We start from the raw sequence: 18,339 nt of genomic DNA on the forward strand, positions 1-18,339 counted from the left end.
TAGTGTTACCAGATAGCTATCTTGTATTAATAAATATTTAACATTGGCTGGGTTTTTCAACTTAGCTTGTAAAGGTAGCGGGTGATTTCCGTATTATGGCTTCGTCAACATGAAGACAATGTCACTAACAGGTACCAGAGAGCACGTATGACCGATACTTTTTCCCTTCTTTTTGTCGCCATTTGTAGCATTGTGCTTCTCACATATTTAGTTGTAGTTAGAAAAGTTCATGCTTTTATCGCTATCCTTGTGGCAGCAGCGTTTGTTGGCCTGGGTACGGGAATGCAAGCGGCCGACGTACTGGCTTCCATGCAGTCAGGCATGGGCAACACGCTGGGATTTGTAGCGACCATTGTTGGCCTTGGTGCTATGTTCGGGCAATTCTTAGAAGAATCCGGCGGCATTGATAGGCTTTCGCAAACTATCAACAATAAATTTGGTGATAAGAATAGTCAGTGGGCGGTTGTGTTAACGGGGTTTCTTGTTGCTATACCTGTTTTCTTTGAAGTGGGGCTTATCATATTAATGCCTCTTATTTACTCGTTAGCAAAGAAATCAGGAAAGTCGCTTATTTATTACGGAATCCCGCTCACAGCAGGACTCGCTGTCACTCACGCTTTTATTCCTCCAACACCAGGACCTGTAGCGGTAGCTTCAATTTTAGGGGCGGATATCGGCTTAGTCATTTTGTTCGGCTTTATCGTTGGTATTCCTTGCGCCTGTTTAGCCGGCCCAATTTACGCAACATTTTTAGCGAAACGCCTGCACGTACCTGTCCCAAACCATATCATTGAAGCTTCACATAAAAAGCCAAAGGAACTCCCGAGCTTTGGTTCAGTTGCGGCGCTACTGACATTTCCGCTAGTGGCTATTCTGGTGGGTACGTTGGCAAAGTTCACGCTTTCAGAAGGTGTCTTGAAGGAGGCGTTGCTATTTATTGGGCATCCCTTTATCGCCCTGACCATTGCAACCATTGCTTGTTTTAAAGTGCTAGGGAAGAAGCAAGGCTTATCAAGCGAACAAATTAGAAACATTGCATCAAGAGGGTTAGAGCCGGTTGCCTTAGTCATACTGGTGACAGGCGCGGGTGGCATGTTTAAACAAGTGCTCATCGATTCTGGGGCGGGGCAGGCTTTCGCTGATGTTGTCGCATTATCGCCGCTCCCACCATTGGCAGCCGGGTTTCTTATCGCAATTTCAGTCAGAATTATTCAGGGCTCGGCTACGGTGGCCATGTTAACGGCTGCAGGTTTAATGGGCCCTGTAGTGCAGGAACTGGCGTTTTCACCATCAGTACTCGCCCTGATGACAATTGCTATAGCGGCAGGCGCTACGGCCATGTCTCACGTGAACGATACGGGGTTTTGGATCGTAAACCGTTATTTTGATATTTCTGTGAAAGACACGTTTGTGTCTTGGACGTGTATGGCAACCCTAATAGGTTTTATTGGGCTTTTTCTCGTACTAATGCTTGGTTTATTTGTCTAATGTCCCAAGCGGCTCAGACCAACTTGAATCGTTTTAGTGGAAACCGGTTTCAATCTTCTGCAGCTCAAATGGCTTTAAGATTCACCATTTGAGGCATTATTACTAAACGTCTGTATATAAAGCTGCTCTACTTTATCTCGCGCCCATTGGGTTTTTCTAAGAAACTTAAGTGACGATTTAATCGAAGGATCGTTATTAAAGCAGTTCACTTTGATGCGGTAATACAATCCATCCCATCCGTAACGCTCGTGAAGTTGCGTGACGATTTTCTCTAGCGTTAAGCCATGTAAGGGGTTATTGGGTTGTTGATTCATAAAGTGCCACTGCTTGTTCTAGATTAAGACCCTATTCTAGCACGAACCCACTTGCTGCGTATCAATGCGCTAGGCTTTACCTTCAATTGTTTCACACGAGGGTAATTGTTTTGTGTTTGGTATCAAAGGTTGGCTAGCATCGTTCACTTTCGTCGATGGACTTTGCACTGCTTTAGGCTTTCGCGGCGTTTTATAAAGCGGCCAAATAAGCTGTTCTTTCCAGTTGGCGTAAAACATACCCTCAATACCGTATTGTGCAGGATACTGCCTGGTGATCTTAGCGGTTCCAAATAGTACATCCCAGAAGAACAACAGGTTTCCATAGTTGCCTTTGTAGTTGGTCACACCATCATCTGCTTTTAACCCATGATGCGCACTATGTGTAGAAGGCGTTGATATCGTGCGTTCAATTACCCAGGCCACAGGATGTAACCACCGAATACTGTACAGTGTTTTGTCCCATTTCCACTCTGCGTGTGCGCCGGTGATAACGGTAAGTTTAACCACCAAGTAAAAGGCATAGGTCCAACCCAAACCCAGGTAGATTAGTGCACCGGAAAACCAAAGTGAAGGCATAAACAGGTAATAGAAAAAGTTATTTCTGTAAATGATGCGAACACTCATGTACTTAGCGTTATGGTGTGCTCTATGTAGGTTGTAAAGAAATCGGGTGGAATGTGACAGCCTATGCCACCAATATTGCATCATGTCATCGAAAATCAAAAGTAGCGCTATGTGCAAGAGAATAGGGGAATCTACAAATATTCCCTGATATTGGGGAAATGCTAGTGCCATCATTGTTGCAGAACAAAAGAGAACCAGTGGCTGGGTTACAATAAATAAGAGTAACGTACCTATGAGCTCTACTTTTCCATCATCGCTCACTTCTGTCGCTTTTTTAAATAGCTTACCGCTCTTCGCTTCCAGCAAAGCAAACGTGATAAAAACCGCTAAAATTGCCCATTGATAACCCATTGTAATGACTCCCACCAAGAGATTGTTGAGAGTGAATTTACATTGCGTTAACATGTAAGAATATATACTTGTATAGATTTGAATGTCATGTCTTACATTCACGGCAAGCAGCAAACCATTATGCCTGACGACTACGTCGAGCTTTGTTTGCCTTTTGGAACGCTAAGAACCTATGCGGCTACCTCGACAATTCACGATAGGGGAAGTAAAAACAAAGGGCTGTCTGTTGTGGTATCAGGAGAAGTAAAGATTGGTAATTATGGCCTGGACGGCAGTTATCAAATTACTACTGTATTGCAACGAGGAGATACGTTTGGCGAGTTCACATTGTATGCATCACTTGCAAGAACGCATCACGCTGAAGCGCTAACGGAATGTAAGGTATTACAAATACCTGAACCTGCTTTTCGTTCTCTGACAAGCCAACATCCAGCGATTGCTGAATTCATCACCCGGTCACTGGCAATAAAGCTTCACTCGGCGCTGGAAAGGTTGGATGATATTCGACGCTTACCCACTCACGTCCAGTTAGCTAAGCTAATTTATCAATCGTATCTTACCTCTAAGCACGTCTTTATACCGTTAAGGCAAAGCGATTATGCTGAAAGATTGGGCGTTACCGTACTTACCGCACATAAATCATTAACGAAGCTGTATGATTTAAAGTTGATTGAAAAGCGCTACGGGGGCGTGGCAATTACCCAGGTCGAGCGACTGGAAGGTTTTTTGAAAGAAAGTTCGTCACTATTACCATTGTAAGAGTGGTTAATGTCCTCCACATGCGAGAGCGCCAAAAGACCCTCCCTCAAATTTATTCCACGCCCATGGCAACTCATGCATCAAGTATTACGCTGGCTTTAGCCCGCCTAAAATAATGTGCTGAATGTTGCTTAGCGTGCTCTCGAAGAAAGCGGGATCGCTTAAATCTTTACCGGTTACGGCTTTGATCTGCACGCTGAAATCGGCGTAATGCTGAGTAATGGCCCAAATGCTGAATATCAAGTGTATAGGGTCAACAGGCTTTAGCTTACCCGCTTCAATCCATTCGATAATGACGGCGCTTTTCGCGTCCAGCAGTGTTTTGAGCGGCGTTTCTAATTCCTTTATTAAAAGAGGGGCACCTTGTACCACTTCCATACAAAAAAGCTTAGATTCAGCTGGATTGTCCCTCGACATTTCAAGTTTTACTTTAATGTAGTCGCTCAGGGTTTCTATAGGGTCTTGTTCTGCTGAAAAGCTCTGAAGGGGCGTTAACCACACATCTAAAAGGTGGGTAATAACCGATAAGTACAAACCCTCTTTACTTTTAAAGTAATACAGTAAATTACTTTTTGAGACATTCGCTAGTTCCGATACTTGCTCTACAGTGGTGCCACTCACGCCGTTCTTTGAGAACAAGGAAAGGGCAGCATCCATAATGCGAGTACGCTTTTCTAATAACGCTTTTTCTCTTCGCTTTTGCGTGGTCGGGCTAAATGCTCTCGCTGATTTCGTAATTGTTTGACCTTCAGATTTACTCACTACTTGTCTCTTCTTTACCGGAATTTCCGTGATCAGGCGCTTAGTTTACGTGGAGTTCTCGTCGCTATAAACCCATTTGCACAAATATGCACCAATTAAGTTCAATTGCACTGGACTTGGTGTTCCAAATTGAACCAATAAGTCCAATTTGGGTTGTCGAATTTTGTAAATGACTGAATTTTATGGGTTAAATAAATTGGCCTGCTTTATGCTGTTCACTAAGTATACCGCCACTTCAATGTTTTGAATTCGGCAACCTTAAAAAAAGCGGGATAAACCGCTTAAAACGCATACAAGCAGAGGTACAACATGGATATAGGTGTATTTATTCCGATTGGGAACAACGGCTGGCTAATTTCGAAAAATTCGCCTCAGTTCAAACCTTCCTTCGATCTCAACAAAGAGATTGTAATGAAGGCTGAAAAGTACGATATGGATTTTGCGCTCTCTATGATCAAGCTACGAGGGTTTGGCGGTGAAACCGAATTTTGGGACTACAACTTAGAGTCGTTTACGTTAATGGCAGGCCTTGCTGCTGTTACCTCAAAAATTCAACTATATGCCACGGCTGCCACACTAGTCTTGCCGCCTGCAATCATGGCGCGCATGGCCAGTACCATCGACTCTATCTCCAACGGACGTTTTGGCGTAAACCTAGTCACTGGCTGGCAACGCCCTGAATACTCGCAAATGGGTATGTGGCCGGGCGATGAATTTTTCGGTAACCGCTATGAGTATTTGGATGAATACATTCAGGTAGTCAAAGAATTATGGGAAACCGGAAAAAGCGATTTTAAAGGCGAGCATTTCCAAATGGATGATTGCCGAATGTTGCCCAAGCCACAGCGAAAAATTCCACTTATCTGTGCCGGTCAAAGCGCAGCAGGCATGGATTTCTCTGCCCGTCATGCCGACTATAATTTCTGCTTTGGTAAAGGCGTAAATACACCTACCGCTTTTGCACCAACCGCAGCGCGCTTAACTGAAGCGGCTGAAAAACACGGTCGCAGCGTAGGTTCAGCGGTACTTATCATGGTTATTGCCGATGAGACGGATGAAGCCGCCATGGCGAAATGGGAAAGCTATAAAGACGGCAAAGATCAGTCAGCGTTGGACTGGATGGCAACGCAAGGAGCTGCTGATAAGAAATCGGGTAAAGACACGAATATCCGCGATATGACCAACCCAACCTCAGCAGTAAACCTGAACATGGGGACGCTGGTGGGTTCTTATGAGTCGGTGGCCTCTATGCTTGATGAAATAGCCACAGTGCCGGGCTGTGAAGGTGTATTGCTGACCTTCGATGACTTCCTTAAAGGCATGGATGATTTCGGCACTAAAATTCAGCCGCTAATGAAATCCCGTCAGCATTTGCTTAGCACATCGGGAGCCGCCTAATGTCAGCCGGTGAAATATTTGAGGTCTCAGGGTGCTTTCAAGCGCGCCAGACGGGGCAGCCCGTACTGCCAGCTAAGCCTGAACCGTTGACGTTAAACCCTGCGGAAACTGCCGTTATTGTGGTGGATTTGCAAAACGCTTATGCCAGTAAAAACGGCTACTTAGACAAGGCGGGTTTTGATGTGTCCACTACGGCGCCAGTCATTGAAAACACCACTAAAGTGCTTGAAACAGCGCGGGCTGCAGGCATGCCTGTGGTGTTCTTACAAAATGGATGGGATGCCGACTACAAAGAGGCCGGCGGCCCCGGTTCGCCGAACTGGTATAAGTCTAATGCCCTGAAAACCATGCGCAAACAACCAGAGCTTAAGGGAAGTTTGCTTGCTAAGGGTACTTGGGATTACGCGCTTGTCGATGCGCTAAAGCCTCAAGATGGCGACATCGTTATTCCTAAAACCCGTTACAGCGGTTTTTACAATACTAATTTAGACAGCATGCTGCGCGCACGCGGTATTCGCAACTTAGTGTTTACAGGCATTGCAACCAATGTCTGTGTGGAATCTACGCTGCGCGATGGCTTCCACCTGGAATATTTTGGTGTGGTGCTGGCCGATGCGGCATATCAAGCTGGCCCGCCAGACATTCACGAGGCCTCACTTTTCAACATTCAGACGTTTTTCGGGTGGGTGTCTACCACCGCGCAGTTCTGTGAAGTATTTGAAGGGACGAGTTAGGTGCTTTCTTCTTAGCATCTACTAGCCACGCAGACAGAAACAACACGATAGATCAGTTAGCACGACTTGAAGTAAATCATTTATAGGCGCTAGGCAGCAATGCATAGAAAGCGCAACGGAAAGGATAAGAACATGCCAAAGAAAGCCATTATTCCAGCAGGTACATCAACGCCAATAGCTCCTTTTGTTCCAGGCTCTATGGCTGACAATATTTTATATGTGTCAGGTACCTTACCGTTTGACGAAAACAACGACGTAGTCCACGTCGGCGACGCCGAAGCACAAACGCGCCACGTTCTAGAAACCATTAAAAGTGTCATCGAAGAAGCGGGCGGCACTATGGATGACGTCACCTTCAACTCAATTTTTATTACCGATTGGGATGACTACGCCGCGGTAAACAAGGTGTACGCCGAATACTTTCCAGGTGAAAAGCCAGCGCGCTACTGCATTAAGGTTGGGCTTGTAAAGCCTGAAGCCTTAATTGAAATTGCGTCTGTAGCACACATTGGGTAGGTGATTATGTTTGGACTTCCCGCGAACTGCGCCCACTGGTTTTATATAGGTGAGCTTTATGCATTCTGATGTGCAGGCAAGCTACGCCCACATTAGCGGCGAAATGAACGGCGAAATGCGTAACAAGTTACATTACGAAATACACGGTTTGACGTCGCCCGACGCACCTACGATTGTGTTTAGTTCAGGGCTGGGCGGGGCAGCTAAATTTTGGCAGCCGCAACTGGGTGACTTTGCCCAAGACTACAGAGTGATCACTTACGATCACTATGGCACCAACAAAAGTGTGGGTGACTTGCCAGCGAATTACAGCATTTCACATATGGCGGATGAACTCGCTGCACTTCTTAGAAAACTTGAAGTGCAAGCGTGCCATTTCGTCGGTCACGCGCTGGGTGGTTTGGTGGGGCTTGAGCTTGCTTTGTCTAAACCTAAGCTTTTACAAAGTTTAGTGCTGGTAAATGCGTGGAGCAGTCCAAATCCGCACACATTGCGCTGCTTTAATATACGCAAAGCGTTATTGGCGGCAGGCAGAAAGGACATGTATTTGCAACTTCAGGCGCTGCTGCTGTTTCCGCCTGATTGGATAGCCGCGAATGCCGCCCACTTGGCAGAGGAAGAGGCGCACTTACTCAACCATTTCCCTAACGAGGAAAACTTGCTCGCCCGCATTGGTGCCCTTAGTACGTTCAATATTGATAAGAGTTTGCACGCCATCACCACACCAACGTTAGCGCTTGCCAACAAAGACGACACCTTGGTGCCGTGGCAGCGTTCACAGATGCTGGCTGAAGCTATGCCCAACGCCGAATTGTCGGTCATGGAATACGGCGGTCATGCATCAAGCATTACAAACACAATTGCGTTTAATGAACTGCTGCGCAGCTATTTAGGGCAAGTGGCCTAACGTGAACATGACACTGCATCAGGCTATGAGGTGTTTCTTAGCTGATGAGGCGTATGCATTGTAAACAAGCTGCAAAGCTGCAGCCTTAATGACGTAATGGCTAAAAAGCGCTAAGCGCAAAAACCGAGAGCATAGCGTAGCGCTTAAAAGATTTGATAAAACTGGAATGAATTTAAAATGACTGATACACAAAATACAGAGTTTAAAACAACTAGCCCGCTTGACGACGCTGGACTAGCCCAACTCTTTACCGATGCGCATACCCACACCAAATGGCTCGACAAACCTATTTCAGAAGCCGTGTTGAAACAGCTGTACGATTTAGTAAAAGTAGGTTCAACATCGGCAAATTGCAGCCCAGCGCGATTTGTTTTCATTACCTCAGATGAAGGGAGAGAAAAGCTCAAACCTTGCCTTTCAAGCGGTAATGTTGAGCAAACCATGACCGCACCCTGTACGGTTATAGTGGCCTACGACGAAGAGTTCTACGAAGAGCTTCCTATGTTATTCCCTTATGCAGATGCGAAAAGCTGGTTTACTTCAAGTCCAGAAGCGGCCTATGAGACCGCCATGCGCAATAGCTCTATGCAAGGGGCTTACTTAATAAGCGCCGTTCGCGCCCTAGGCCTTGACGCTGGCGCCATGTCTGGTTTCAACCCCACATTACTTAACGAAACTTTCTTTTCAGATAGCACGTGGAAGGTGAATTTCTTACTGAACATTGGCTACGGCGATAAAGAGAAAGTACATAAACGCTTACCTCGCTTAAGTTTCGAGCAAGCCTGCCACATCGTGTAACGCCAATTTAAAGGATATTTGTATGACTATTACAGCAATAAAAAACGCAGTAACAGAAGTGCTCCCCCCGGTAACTCCCGAAGCTTATCGAGAAGGTATGTCGAGTTTAGCGGCAGCGGTAAACGTCGTTACAACCACTGGCCCAGAAGGACATGCAGGCTTTACGGCGACCGCCGTATGTAGCGTAAGCGATAACCCTGCAACGCTGCTGGTTTGTTTAAATCGCGGTGCATCTGTACATCAAGTTTTTAAAAACAGCACGCATTTGGTTATCAACACCCTTACTTCACAGCATCAGTTAATTTCAAACACATTCGGTGGTAAAGCGCCCATGAACGAACGCTTTGAAATTGGTGATTGGGTTGAATCGGCGACCGGCTGCCCAAGACTTGCCGATGCTGCAGTCAGCTTCGATTGCATTATTACAGACGTTAAAAGTGTGGCCACTCACGACGTTATTTTTTGCCAGGTAGTGGATATCAAGCAAGACCCAGAAGCCGACGCCCTTTTATATTATCAGCGCGGCTATCACAGCGCGTGCAAAGACGCATAACTAAAGGATTAGACAGATAATGAAAGTAGTAGGCCACTTTATTAACGGTGAAACCTGTACCCCAAAGGGGCGCATGCAAGATGTTTATAACCCAGCGACGGGCGAGGCAGAAAAACTGGTTTTACTGGCGTCAAAAGCGACGGTAAACGACGCTATCGTCAGCGCGCAAAATGCGTTTGTTGAGTGGCGCAATACGCCAGTGAGTAAGCGCGCTCGCGTTATGTTCAAATTTAAAAGCTTACTTGAAGAGCATGCCGATAAAATTATTGCGTTAATTGGTGCGGAGCACGGCAAGATAAGCCACGACGCGGCAGGCGAATTACAGCGCGGTATCGAAAATGTTGAGTTTGCCTGTGGTGCACCCCAGTTGTTAAAGGGCGAGCACAGTAAAAATGTTGGGCCAAGCATAGACTCTTGGAGCGAGTTTCAGCCTCTTGGCGTGGTGGCGGGAATTACACCATTTAACTTTCCGGCCATGGTGCCCCTTTGGATGTTTCCGCTTGCCATTGTATGCGGCAACACCTTTGTTTTAAAACCCTCTGAGCGAGATCCAAGTTGCGCTATTTTCCTAGCAAAGCTACTTAAAGAAGCTGGGCTACCCGACGGCGTTTTCAACGTCATTAACGGCGACAAAGAAGCGGTTGATCAAATACTTGATGACGAGCGCATTAAAGCGGTGAGTTTTGTGGGTTCAACGCCCATCGCCGAATACATCTATTCGAAAGCCAATGCTAATGGCAAGCGCTGCCAAGCATTAGGTGGCGCTAAAAACCACGCTATTGTGATGCCCGATGCCGACATCGACAACGCAGTGAATCAGCTTTTAGGTGCTGCTTTTGGCTCGTCAGGCGAGCGCTGCATGGCGTTGTCTGTCGTGGTTGCCGTAGGCGACAAAGTGGCGGATGAAATTGTAGATAAAATGCAATCAGCCATGAAAAGCTTAAAAGTAGGGGCTTTTGACGATGCGACTAACGATTTCGGCCCACTGATTACACTTCAGCACAAAGAGAAAGTAGAAGGCTACATAACCAGCGCGGCTGAGCAAGGGGCTGATGTGGTTGTTGATGGCAGAGACCCTAGCGTAAAAGGCTACGAAACGGGGTTCTTCTTAGGTGCAACGCTTATCGACAAGGTTACGCCGGAAATGGCCAGCTACAAAGCCGAGATTTTTGGCCCTGTACTACAAGTTATGCGCGTTAAAAGCATGGAACAAGCCATGCAGCTCATTGACAGCCATGAATACGGCAATGGTACGTGCATTTTCACCCGAGATGGCGAGGCTGCCCGCTACTTCTCAGACAATATCCAAGTGGGCATGGTAGGCATAAACGTACCGTTGCCAGTGCCTGTGTCTTATCACAGCTTTGGTGGTTGGAAGCGCTCACTCTTTGGTGACCTTCACGCATACGGCCCAGATGGCGTACGCTTTTACACCAAACGCAAAACCATTACTCAACGTTGGCCTTCAAGCGGCATTCGAGAAGGAGTGAGCTTTTCATTTCCAAGTTAATGTCATGGCGTATTGACCTTGATTAACCATAAATGACCATAAGAACTTTGCCTTTGCGAAATAACTAAGCAGCCTTTATGGCGCAAAGTTGCTCGCAGCAGGTAAAAGAACAGAGATTTAGGCTCAGCCATGAGCCATCAATAATAACAATTTAAAACCGCAAGCCTTTGGCAGTTCCTCTCCAGTCCTGCCTTAGGTTTGCACCCCAGTGGCAATCGATATGCAGTTCACGTCGACCGTTACTCTTATAAAAATATCGGGACAACACCGCCGCAAGGCTTGTTAAAAAGAACTATAAACGAGAGTAAAACATGCATACGTTAAACACACACAAGCGTCTGCTGGCGTTAACCGTAGCTATAGCGTTAAGTACGCCAGCGGCCTTTGCTGCAGAGAATGTTTGGGAAAGTATTGAAGTTACCGCGCAAAAGCGCAACGAGAATATAAGCGATGTAGGGATCGCTATTACTGCGTTTTCTGGTGAACAATTAGAGGCACTTGGCCTTGAAAGCAGTACTGAGCTTATCGCGTTTACCCCTGGCGTATCGTTGGCCGGTGATATCGGTGGTCAGCGTGCTATTTTCAATATTCGAGGCGTGGTGCAAAACGACTACGCTGACTTGGCGGAAGCGCCAGTGGCGGTCTACGTCGACGGCGGATATTTAGCCAGTACCCAAGCACAAACCTTTGGTTTATTCGATGTAGCTCGCATCGAAATTCTCAAAGGCCCACAGGGAACACTATTCGGAAGAAATGCCACGGGCGGGCTGGTTAATACGGTTACCGCTAAGCCCACTGCAGATACAGAAGGCTACGCGGAATTTACTGCCGCACGTTTCGAGCAATACCGCTTTGAAGCAGCGATATCAGGCGAACTAGCAGACGGCATTTATGGTCGCTTTTCTGGGTTTACCAACCAGCAAGGTGAGATACTAGAGAATATTTATGAAGACGGTGCCGCGCCCGATACCCGTTTAGGCTCTGTGGGAGGCGGTGAAGATGGGTACAACGATGATACTAAAGCGTTTCGTGCTCAGTTGCTGTTTGACATTGGCGAAGAAGGCTCGCTGCTACTAAGCGGTAACTGGTCAGATACAACCAAAAGTGAAGGCCCGTATCAGGTGGTGAACACCACCGAGATAAAAGATGCCGACGGCAATGTGATTGACGTTATTTATGCTGCTGACGACCCGCTTGGCTGCGACACTATTCAGGCAGGCGTGTGCGTAGACGGCAACTTCAATGGCGATCCTTTCCGTCCCGTTCAAGGCGGCGATTTCAATGGTAACTTCGACCCTGATGGATCGGGCAATAAAGTAAATAAAGACTTTGCCTTTGACGATCAAAACAAAATCAAATCGAAAGGCCTCGCGGCAACATTAGACTATGCATTTGAAAGCTTCGATTTCTTCGCCATGTCTGATTACAAAGAGTTTAAACGTACCGTTGGCCTCGACTCCGACCAAACAGCGTCACCCGAACTTATTTTTCAATCTAACAGCACCATAGAGCAGTTCAGCCAAGAGTTTCGCTTCTCAGGTGAATCCGCAGACTTAAAGTGGGTTGGGGGGCTTTATTACCTCTCTATCGATACGGATTATAGCCAAGGCTTGGCGGGTTCACCCACCACCTTTTTCTTAGGCGGTGAAGAAAATAACACCCTGGTGTCTCTTGAAACCGAATCTTATTCTGTATTTGGGCAAATAGACTATAGCCTGAGTGACGATCTTGTTCTGGTTGGTGGGTTGCGTTACACCCGTGAAGACAAAGACTTTGTGGGTAATGTGTATCAAAACGAGAATACTAACGACCGAGTTATCGAAATTGACACCACAACGACGTCTTTAGAGACTTTGGTCGATTCTAACGATCAAAATCTGTGGTCGGCAAAGCTACAGCTGGAATACAGTGTGGGTAATAGCTTGTACTATGCAGGCATCAATCGGGGCGTAAAAGCGGGGAGTTTCAATGCCCCGCTTCAAGGAGGTTTCAGCTTATACGAACCCGAAGAACTTACTGCGTATGAAGCGGGTTTAAAGCATGCTTTTATGCACGGAAGCGGCGTCTTCAATGCCAATGTTTTTTACTATGACTACAGCGATTACCAGTCGTTTTCGTGGGTGAATAATGCGGGGGTGGTGTCAAACGAAGATGCCTCATTTAGCGGCGTTGAATTAGAAGTGTTCTTAACCCCGACAGACAGCTTAGATGTAATGGTTAACTTTTCATATACCGATGCAGTGGTTGAAGACTTAGAAGTGGCTTCTGGGTACTTTGCTGATACAACGCCGCCATTTACCCCAGAGTATCAAGCATCTGCCATGCTTCGCTATAACTGGGACGCCTTCGACGGCAATATGGCAGCCCAACTGTCAGCCAATTATCAGTCGGAAACCTTTCACAATGCGCGGAATTTTACCGCTCATGAAATTGATAGCTATGCCACGGCTGATACTCGTTTAACCTGGGTAGACGCTGAGGATAAATGGCTAATAGCGGCTTATATAGATAACCTGTTTGACTCAGACCATGAACTTATTGGCTTTGACGTAACTGGTTTTTATGGAACCAGCCAGATTTCCTATGCGAAGCCTAGGACGTATGGCGTAACGGTAAGACGTAATTTCTAATTAGCGTAGTTGCGCTTTGTTTAACAAAATAAAGCGTATCACCTACTTCTAAAAAGAAACGTGCGTAGCTAACCTAAATACCGACGTAGCAAAACGGTATTTAGGTTTCGCGTTAACAAAGCGCGCGAAGCGGCAGTATTTTTGCTTTTCTTTTTTGCTAGGGGTTGTTGATCTTTGTTGTACACCAAAGATCAGCAGGCCCCAATAAAGGTTAGCAGCGAGCCTCTAATCTAATCGTTACGCCGTTGAGAGTGCTGATGCATTTTGTAACCTACCGCTTTGCCGAGCATGACGCTGTGTAAAAAGAAGCAACAAGTAATAGCAAACCCAATAAGGAAATAGATCGTGGATAACACCAACAATCAGACCATGACAAAACCTTCCCATTACGATGGCGATTTATGGAATGAAGATTTAGCGCCAACCAACGCGGAAACCAGAACCTGGGTGTGGAAAGACTATGCGGCATTATGGGTTGCGATGGTGGTTTGTGTACCTACTTATCTCTTATCTGCCGGCCTGGTATCAGAAGGCATGAATTGGTATCAAGCGGTTATCACCGTACTGTTGGGCAACATCATCGTGCTTGTACCTATGATGCTAATTGGTCATGCAGGTGCAAAATACGGCTTACCTTTTCCCGTATTATTACGTAGCGCATTTGGCACCAAAGGCGCGAAAATTCCTGCTTTGGCCCGTGGGCTTGTTGCATGTGGCTGGTTTGGAATTAACACATGGGTAGGGGGCAGTGCCATTTACGTTATTTTAAATAGCGTGAGCGGCGACGCTTTTGTGGGGCAGGCACTACCATTTTTAGGTATCGATATCACACAAACTCTGTGCTTCTTTGCTTTCTGGGCGATGCACTTGGTTTTTATAAAACACGGCACCGAATCTATTCGTTGGCTTGAAACTTTTGCTGCACCATTTTTGATCTTAATGGGCTTAGCGCTTCTTGGTTGGGCATACGTTAATGCTGGTGGGTTTGGCGAAATGTTGTCAACGCCGTCTCAGTTTGTTGAAGGTGGAGCCAAAGAAGGGCAGTTTTGGACAGCCTTCTTCGCGGGCTTAACCTCCATGGTGGGCTTTTGGGCAACCATGGCGTTGAACATTCCCGACTTCACACGCTTTGCAAAATCACAGAAAGACCAAATGTTGGGCCAAGCTATTGGCTTGCCGTTACCTATGGCGCTGTTTGCCTTTATCGGAGTAGCGGTAACGTCAGCAACGGTCACCATTTATGGTGAGGCCATATGGGACCCTGTTGCACTAGCCGGTCGAATGGGCGGTTTGGGTGTAGTGCTGGCGCTTGCTGCGTTAGCACTTGCAACGTTAACCACTAATTTAGCCGCTAACATGGTAGCCCCAGCCTATGGTTTTTCGAATATGGCGCCTTCAAAAATAAGCTTCAAAATGGGTGGCTATATAACCGCTGGTATCGGCGTCGCTATCTTCCCTTGGAAGCTTCTTGAAACCGCGGGTGGCTACTTATTTACGTGGCTTACGGGATATTCTGCGCTACTTGGCCCTATAGCGGGTATTCTAATTGCCGACTATTTTATCTTAAGAAAATCGACCTTAAACATAGATGCGCTATTTCAACACACTGGCGAATATGGCGCGAACAATGGCTGGAACATGGCGGGTGTGACTGCACTTATTATTGGCATTTTACCCAATATCCCAGGTTTTCTTCATGCCGCAGGCTTCGTAGAAAATGTGCCAGCTATTTTCGATACGCTTTACGCCTACGCATGGTTTGTAGGGTTAATCATCGCCAGCATGGTTTACCTGCTGCTCTCCAACAGAGCACCCGTCACCATGCAGGCAAAAAGCGCCTCCCAATAATGGGGGCAGAGTACATTTATGAGTAGTAAACTAACGGGGTCAGAGTACTTTTTTGAGTAGTAAACTAACGGGGTCGGAGTACTTTTCTACGAAATGTACTCCGACCCCCCAAATATACTTCGACAGGGTTATTTTCGCTTCATATTTTCAAAAAGCGAGGGTTCCCAAGGCCGCATCGCCATTAAAAGACCAATGTGCTGGCGTTCTTCAATTGGTAGGGCATTATCTTCGCTGCTGAGTTTTGCTGCCTCTTGTCGCAGTTGTTCAAGACGGCGCTGAATAATCGAAACCGAGGTCTGAGAATAGCGGCCGCGTAAATAGAAACGGAACATCCATGGCTCGTTTTTCTTTGGATCCATAAACTTCACCATTACTTCCTGTTCCATAAATTTCTCTAGCGGGCCGCCAGGGATCCAGCGAAAGTTTTGCGCAATGAGCAGCTTGTAGCGGTTATTCGGTAACAGCTCTATAAGCTTAAGTTTGTCTAAGGTTGTCATTAGCTTAATGCCCTCGACCTCAGAAATATTGTAGTGCTTGATGATTTCCGAGAATCGCCAGCCATCACGCACACATACGGCTGCAAGCAGTAGCTTGGGATTGGCAAGTAGCTCCATTTCTTGCTTCTCAGACAGCTGTGATATTTTTTCCTGCTGCTTTTGCGACAGGCTAAAAAGGTCGCTTAATGACAAATTTAGACATTCACAAATCTGTTCCAGTTTATCGAGGCTGAAAGCCTGTAAAGAGAAATTTCGTTTTACGCTGGCCTCGCTTACGTTCAGTTTCTGTGCGATCTGTTTGTAGGTAAATCGCTGCTCTCGTAAACATTGTTTAAGCGTGTCGTAAACAAGGTTAATTTGGCTCATGGTATTAAATAATTATACTTGTGGTGTAGTTTAATACTACATCAGCGATTGTGGTTTACGAAATTTATTCTTGGTTCTAGTGTAGAACATGTTCAGGCACATCTCGCCTTTACATACTAGGAGCAAGTGATATGAAAAATTCGCGTTCAACATTGATGTTAACTGCACTATTAGGTAGTGCGCTTCTTACCCATTCTGTAATGGCAGATGACTCTATCGACCACAGTGGCAAAGCCAGTAAACATAGCGCGCTTGCTGCATCTGAAGGCTTAGCAACGACGGCGTCAGTAGCGAGTGCCGTAGTCGCTGTTCCGGTGATATTAACCGGCAGTGCTGTAGTGGCAGGTAGCGCAGTTGCTGAAAGTGTGATTGACGAGAGTAGCCGCAGTATTCACGGAGCTAGTCATCATTCCTCCGTTGATAATAACCAGCCGTTAGTGATTACCGAAACAATCATTACTGCAGACCCTGCGCCAAACAAAGTCGTTGCGACCACTAACACAACAACGACTACGACAACTAAACGCTAACGGTTAATTAATTGCTCGAACTTTGAAGCGCGATTGGACGCTATAAAAGTGGCTATAGTTTGGTAAAACACTGCTACAGCGAAGCGTTGTGCATCTAGCGCTTCATAATAAATAGCGAGCGCTTTAGGTGGCTCTTATTCAGTGCAAGTCGAGAGAATTTAAGCAGGGAAGAGTATGAAAACATTTTTGTATTCAATAGCTGTGACTTTGGTACTACTTACTGCCAACGCTAATCACGCTTTGGCAGGTAGTCAGCAGCACGGAAAACCTTCGTTTTCACCAGAAGCCATTTCCATTTTTTCTAAAGAAGTAGAAAAGTATGCGGCAAGCCAAGGAGCTCGTGCCTTCATTATTGCAAGGCGAGGCAGACCGATTGAAGACATGCCGGAGGGCATTCGCTTCACGCACACAGCTATTGCTATCTACTCAAGCATTCAGCTAGATAATGGAGAGACAGCCAAAGGCTATGCAATCCATAATTTGTATCAGGATGCTGATGAACAAGACGTGAGTCATCTAGTTACCGATTATCCTGTAGATTTTTTCTGGAGTGCTTATGCGCTCGAGGCTGGCCTGGTTATCCCCTCGGTTGCCGTGCAGCAAGCGCTTATAAGTATGTACAGCGAAGATAGAGCAAAATTGTTGCATAACCCACGCTATTCAGTGGTTGCTAACCCATTTAACAGTGAACGACAAAACTGCACCGAGTACACCCTAGATGTGCTCAATGCTGCGGTGTACTCCACCACAGATATAGCCCAGCTAAAAGCTAATGCAAAGGCATATTTTACGCCGCAAAAAGTAAACATGAGCCGCGCCAAACTTGGCTTGGCGAGTATGTTCAGCGACGGCGTGACGCTGTCCGATCACGGTCGTAAGGTGGAAACAACTACATTTGGAAGCCTTGCTCGTTACATGCAGAAATACGATTTATCGGAAAAGGCAGTTATTTTTGCGAGTAACGGTGAGACAACTATTATCGAGGAATTTAATAATGCAGACTCAGAATAAACCAACGAAAGCATTTCGAATAGCTTCACTGGCAGCCCTAGTTGTGGGTGTAGCCGCTTATTTTATCGGCCTTTACAATGCCCCAATGGCGCTTAATGAAAAAGGTTATTACTTCACCATTATGTTATTTGGCTTGTTTTCTGTGGTGAGCTTACAAAAAACGGTACGCGATAAAATGGAAGGTGTGCCAGCGACCAAAGCATACTTCCTTGCATCAGCTGTAGCTACTGCATCAGCCATCGTATTGTTGGTAATTGGCTTATTAAATGCTGAGCTTTTATTAAGTGAAAAAGGCTTCTTCGGCATGGCCTTCATATTAAGCCTTTTCTCCGCTATTACGGTGCAGAAAAACGTACGCGATAGCCAAACTACAGACGAATCAAGCAGCACAAAAAGCGATACTCAAAGCAACGCTACTGAGCACGAAGACTCTCCCAAAGTGAAAGCTGCTTAAAAAATGGGGTCAGAGTACATTAAATTAATGGGGTCGGAGTACATTTCTAAGTAATGTACTCTGACCCCATTTGTTTTACGATTTACGCTTTTGGTTTCGGCGCATTTTCAGTATGGTTGGTAGTATCGCTGGTTAAGCATTCAGCCAGCTTGTTTAACGCATCAGGGATGAATTATGCGCAAACCTGTTAAATACTGAGGGATCCCCACGAATTTAGCATGTAATCTTGCTCATGCAAGCTTCAGCGGTGAGTTCATCAAGCCAGCGGATCGTCTTTTTCCACTGATGC

Annotated in this window: 18 protein-coding genes; 14 read left to right on the forward strand and 4 right to left on the reverse strand. The window is 46.1% G+C overall.

Going from position 1 to position 18,339, the window contains the following annotated elements:
• Nucleotides 1-147: 147 nt before the first annotated feature.
• On the forward strand, nucleotides 148-1,488 hold the full coding sequence (locus MHN09_RS08760) for a gluconate:H+ symporter (protein ID WP_014980360.1): 1,341 nt from the start codon (nucleotides 148-150) through the stop codon (nucleotides 1,486-1,488).
• A 74-nt stretch (nucleotides 1,489-1,562) separates the two neighbouring features.
• Here the strand turns inward: MHN09_RS08760 and MHN09_RS08765 are convergent, their stop codons facing one another.
• Nucleotides 1,563-1,802 (reverse strand): VF530 family protein, encoded by a 240-nt coding sequence (locus MHN09_RS08765; RefSeq protein ID WP_014950784.1) that lies wholly within the window; start codon nucleotides 1,800-1,802, stop codon nucleotides 1,563-1,565.
• Between the two features lie 69 nt (nucleotides 1,803-1,871).
• Entirely contained in the window at nucleotides 1,872-2,777 is a 906-nt protein-coding gene (locus MHN09_RS08770; protein WP_239240218.1) for a sterol desaturase family protein, read from the reverse strand.
• Nucleotides 2,778-2,864: 87 nt separating this feature from the next.
• Between MHN09_RS08770 and MHN09_RS08775 the strand changes: the two genes are divergently transcribed.
• Nucleotides 2,865-3,536: a Crp/Fnr family transcriptional regulator gene (locus MHN09_RS08775; RefSeq protein ID WP_014977456.1), complete on the forward strand. Its 672-nt coding sequence runs from the start codon at nucleotides 2,865-2,867 to the stop codon at nucleotides 3,534-3,536.
• Between the two features lie 87 nt (nucleotides 3,537-3,623).
• Here MHN09_RS08775 and rutR read toward each other — a convergent pair whose 3' ends face one another.
• Entirely contained in the window at nucleotides 3,624-4,298 is a 675-nt protein-coding gene (rutR, locus tag MHN09_RS08780; protein WP_014950781.1) for an HTH-type transcriptional regulator RutR, read from the reverse strand.
• A 309-nt stretch (nucleotides 4,299-4,607) separates the two neighbouring features.
• On the opposite strand from rutR, the gene rutA reads away from it, so the two are divergent.
• The 9 genes from rutA (at nucleotide 4,608) to MHN09_RS08825 (ending at nucleotide 15,192) form a co-directional block, all read left to right on the forward strand.
• Nucleotides 4,608-5,696 carry a pyrimidine utilization protein A gene (rutA, locus tag MHN09_RS08785; RefSeq protein WP_014950780.1) on the forward strand — a complete coding sequence of 363 codons (1,089 nt, stop codon included), beginning with the start codon at nucleotides 4,608-4,610 and terminating at the stop codon, nucleotides 5,694-5,696.
• The gene (gene rutB / locus MHN09_RS08790) at nucleotides 5,696-6,430 is read left to right on the forward strand and encodes a pyrimidine utilization protein B (protein ID WP_039228642.1); all 735 of its coding nucleotides are present in this window, start codon (nucleotides 5,696-5,698) and stop codon (nucleotides 6,428-6,430) included. Before rutA ends, rutB begins: the two co-directional genes overlap by 1 nt.
• A gap of 132 nt (nucleotides 6,431-6,562) precedes the next feature.
• The gene (rutC, locus tag MHN09_RS08795) at nucleotides 6,563-6,946 is read left to right on the forward strand and encodes a pyrimidine utilization protein C (RefSeq protein WP_014950778.1); all 384 of its coding nucleotides are present in this window, start codon (nucleotides 6,563-6,565) and stop codon (nucleotides 6,944-6,946) included.
• Between the two features lie 58 nt (nucleotides 6,947-7,004).
• Nucleotides 7,005-7,853 (forward strand): pyrimidine utilization protein D, encoded by an 849-nt coding sequence (gene rutD / locus MHN09_RS08800; RefSeq protein WP_239240220.1) that lies wholly within the window; start codon nucleotides 7,005-7,007, stop codon nucleotides 7,851-7,853.
• Between the two features lie 177 nt (nucleotides 7,854-8,030).
• Entirely contained in the window at nucleotides 8,031-8,651 is a 621-nt protein-coding gene (locus MHN09_RS08805) for a malonic semialdehyde reductase (RefSeq protein WP_069944994.1), read from the forward strand.
• Nucleotides 8,652-8,673: 22 nt separating this feature from the next.
• On the forward strand, nucleotides 8,674-9,204 hold the full coding sequence (locus tag MHN09_RS08810) for a flavin reductase (protein WP_239240222.1): 531 nt from the start codon (nucleotides 8,674-8,676) through the stop codon (nucleotides 9,202-9,204).
• Nucleotides 9,205-9,223: 19 nt separating this feature from the next.
• Nucleotides 9,224-10,714: a CoA-acylating methylmalonate-semialdehyde dehydrogenase gene (locus MHN09_RS08815; RefSeq protein WP_239240224.1), complete on the forward strand. Its 1,491-nt coding sequence runs from the start codon at nucleotides 9,224-9,226 to the stop codon at nucleotides 10,712-10,714.
• Nucleotides 10,715-11,025: 311 nt separating this feature from the next.
• Nucleotides 11,026-13,344, forward strand: a complete 2,319-nt coding sequence (locus MHN09_RS08820) for a TonB-dependent receptor (protein WP_239240226.1) — start codon at nucleotides 11,026-11,028, stop codon at nucleotides 13,342-13,344.
• A 345-nt stretch (nucleotides 13,345-13,689) separates the two neighbouring features.
• A complete protein-coding gene (locus MHN09_RS08825; RefSeq protein ID WP_239240228.1) occupies nucleotides 13,690-15,192 on the forward strand; it encodes an NCS1 family nucleobase:cation symporter-1 in 1,503 nt (500 codons plus the stop codon).
• Between the two features lie 128 nt (nucleotides 15,193-15,320).
• Here MHN09_RS08825 and MHN09_RS08830 read toward each other — a convergent pair whose 3' ends face one another.
• Complete coding sequence (locus MHN09_RS08830) at nucleotides 15,321-16,055, reverse strand: helix-turn-helix domain-containing protein (RefSeq protein WP_239240230.1); 735 nt, start codon at nucleotides 16,053-16,055, stop codon at nucleotides 15,321-15,323.
• A 131-nt stretch (nucleotides 16,056-16,186) separates the two neighbouring features.
• Here MHN09_RS08830 and MHN09_RS08835 point away from each other — a divergent pair, with 131 nt between their 5' ends.
• The 3 genes from MHN09_RS08835 to yiaA all read left to right on the forward strand — a co-directional run bounded on the left by MHN09_RS08835 (nucleotide 16,187) and on the right by yiaA (nucleotide 18,050).
• Nucleotides 16,187-16,585, forward strand: coding sequence for a hypothetical protein (locus MHN09_RS08835; protein ID WP_239240232.1), 399 nt, complete (start codon nucleotides 16,187-16,189; stop codon nucleotides 16,583-16,585).
• A 174-nt stretch (nucleotides 16,586-16,759) separates the two neighbouring features.
• Nucleotides 16,760-17,596, forward strand: coding sequence for a DUF2145 domain-containing protein (locus MHN09_RS08840; protein WP_239240234.1), 837 nt, complete (start codon nucleotides 16,760-16,762; stop codon nucleotides 17,594-17,596).
• Nucleotides 17,580-18,050 carry an inner membrane protein YiaA gene (gene yiaA / locus MHN09_RS08845; protein WP_101565923.1) on the forward strand — a complete coding sequence of 157 codons (471 nt, stop codon included), beginning with the start codon at nucleotides 17,580-17,582 and terminating at the stop codon, nucleotides 18,048-18,050. Before MHN09_RS08840 ends, yiaA begins: the two co-directional genes overlap by 17 nt.
• The last annotated feature ends 289 nt before the right edge of the window (nucleotides 18,051-18,339 follow it).

The sequence above is a fragment of the Alteromonas sp. MmMcT2-5 genome (assembly GCF_022348315.1).
Lineage (GTDB): Bacteria > Pseudomonadota > Gammaproteobacteria > Enterobacterales > Alteromonadaceae > Alteromonas > Alteromonas macleodii.